This window comes from Candidatus Brocadiaceae bacterium (assembly GCA_012728835.1).
Taxonomy (GTDB): domain Bacteria; phylum Planctomycetota; class Brocadiia; order SM23-32; family SM23-32; genus JAAYEJ01.
Map to the genome: position 1 here is coordinate 1 of JAAYEJ010000002.1, position 1,980 is coordinate 1,980.

3 protein-coding genes are annotated in these 1,980 nt (G+C 73.0%); all 3 read left to right on the top strand.

Annotated elements, in window-relative coordinates; all coding sequences use genetic code 11:
• Positions 1-176, top strand: a 176-nt coding sequence (locus tag GXY85_00125) for a hypothetical protein (protein NLW49234.1), incomplete at its 5' end; no start/stop codon positions are given.
• Complete coding sequence (locus tag GXY85_00130; protein NLW49235.1) at positions 173-895, top strand: hypothetical protein; 723 nt, start codon at positions 173-175, stop codon at positions 893-895. The genes GXY85_00125 and GXY85_00130, both read left to right, overlap by 4 nt.
• A 16-nt stretch (positions 896-911) precedes the next feature.
• Positions 912-1,793: a glycosyltransferase family 2 protein gene (locus GXY85_00135; GenBank protein NLW49236.1), complete on the top strand. Its 882-nt coding sequence runs from the start codon at positions 912-914 to the stop codon at positions 1,791-1,793.
• Positions 1,794-1,980 lie beyond the last annotated feature (187 nt).

A 1,980-nucleotide genomic window follows, 5' to 3' on the forward strand; every position in this document is an offset into this window, starting at 1 on the left:
ACATCTACCTGAGCCTGACTCTGGGGCGCGGCGAGGCGACGCACCTGGTCCCGGGCAGCCTGCGCGGTCAGTGCCACGAGCTGGGCGGCCAGCAGGTGGCCCTGGCCGCCCAGCGCGGCCATTACGAACTGCGGGGACTGGCCTTCGAGTTTCTGAACGAAAGGACGGCGCCATGAACCGATCCGTGCTGGTCCGTGTCTGCCTGTGCCTGTCCGTTCTGTGCCCCGCCGTCGGCTGCGGCACGGTCCGCACGCTCTGGCGGGACTCGGGCGAGATCGTCGGCCTCTACCATGAAGCACCGGCCCTGGGGCTGCCGCCGCAGCCGGGCGAGGCGCTGCAGGAATCGCGCCGCGTGAGCGCGATGACCGCCTGGTGGCGGCTCAAGGACCTGGCCGACCAGACGCTGGAGAGGCGCGACGAGCTGATCGCCCGCCTGGCCGGGCTGCTGGTCTCGGCGCACGGCGCGCCGGTGCGGGTGCCCGTCACCGAGCCGGAGCTGGAGCGGGCGCTCTCCGACGGCGCGCGCCTGGAGGCGGCGCATCGGACGGCGCTGGCCCGGGACGCCGACCGCCGGCTCGACACCGCCACGCGGCCGGCGCGGTCGGGCTGGCGGCTCTCCAGCGGCATGCTCGGCACCTACGCGCTCCTGGGCGCCTACGGCGGACTGGTGGGCGTGCTCGGGATCCTCTGGCGCAAGGCGAAGGCGGCCGCCCGGGCGGCGGCCACGCTGGCCGGCGCCGAAACCGCCGCGCTGACGACGGTTGTCAAGAGCATCAGCGCCGCGCTGGCCACGATGCCGCCGGGCGACAAGGAGGCCGCCAAGCAGGTGCTGGAGGCGGTCCAGGGCAGGGGCAGCCCCACCGAACGGCGCGTCGCCGAGGTCAAGACCGCGTGAAGGAAAGGAGCCCGCCATGCCGGCCGCACCGCCCATTACCTGCCTGTGCCCGACGCACGGCCGATTCGAGCGCCTGCGCGACGCGGTGGCGTGCTTCCTGCTGCAGGACTACCCCGGCGAGGCCACGCTCCTGATCCTGAACGACGCCCCGGAGCCGCTGGTTCACCGCAACGGCTGCCGCGCGTCCGAATGGTGCCTGGACGCGGTCCGTGTCAGTCCGTGTCAGTCCGTGTCAGTCCGTGTCATCAACACGCCCCACCGCCATGCCAACCTGGGCGCCAAGCGGCAGGCGCTGCTGGAGGCCGCCCAGACGCCGCTGGTGGCCCACTGGGACGACGACGACCTCTACCTGCCCTGGCACCTGAGCGAGGCCGTGGGGGCTCTGGCCGGCCCCGCAACCTGCGCCAAATCCCGCTGCGGCTGGTGGGCGCTCGGCCGGCGCGAATGCTGGGAGCTGCAGGGCGGCGTGCACCATAATACCTTCGAAGGCCAGATGGTCTTCCGGCGCGAGCGCGCCCTGGAGCTGGGCGGCTACCCGCCCAAGATGAGCGGCCAGGCCGCCGACCTGCTGGCCGCCTTCCGCCGCGCAGGCGAGTTGAACCTCTACCGGCCGGCCGACGGGGACGTCTCCTACGTCTACCGCTGGGCCGATGGTGGTGGGCACATCAGCGCCTGCAACGGCCAGGGACAGCAGCGCCAGGCGGAATGGCTGCGGCGCAACCGCGACTTCGGCCTCGGGCGCGACGGCCGGCCGCAGGCACTCATCCCGTCCGGCAACGCGATCCTCTGGGCCCAGGCGCGCCTGACCGGGCAGTTCCACAACCTGCTCGAGCAGCTCCAGCCGCGCCTCGCCCCCGACGCCTGGCAGCGCGCCAGCGCGCGCCTGGCCGCGGCGTAGACAGCCGCCGCCCGCCGCCGGCGAACGAGGGGTGACGGCGAGCACCTTGCCGTGTCCCGTGGTCAAGGCGAGGATCTCACCGCGGAGGGCGCAGAGGACGCAGAGAACGGAACGAACAGTACTGACAACGCCTTCTCCGTTCTCCGCGTTCCGTGCGTCCTCCGCGGTCCATTCCGTAGAGGAGATC

Excerpts from the sequence above, each read along its gene's own strand:
- GXY85_00135 (NLW49236.1), top strand. The coding sequence starts at position 912 with ATGCCGGCCGCACCGCCCATTACCTGCCTGTGCCCGACGCACGGCCGA.
- GXY85_00130 (NLW49235.1), top strand. The coding sequence starts at position 173 with ATGAACCGATCCGTGCTGGTCCGTGTCTGCCTGTGCCTGTCCGTTCTG.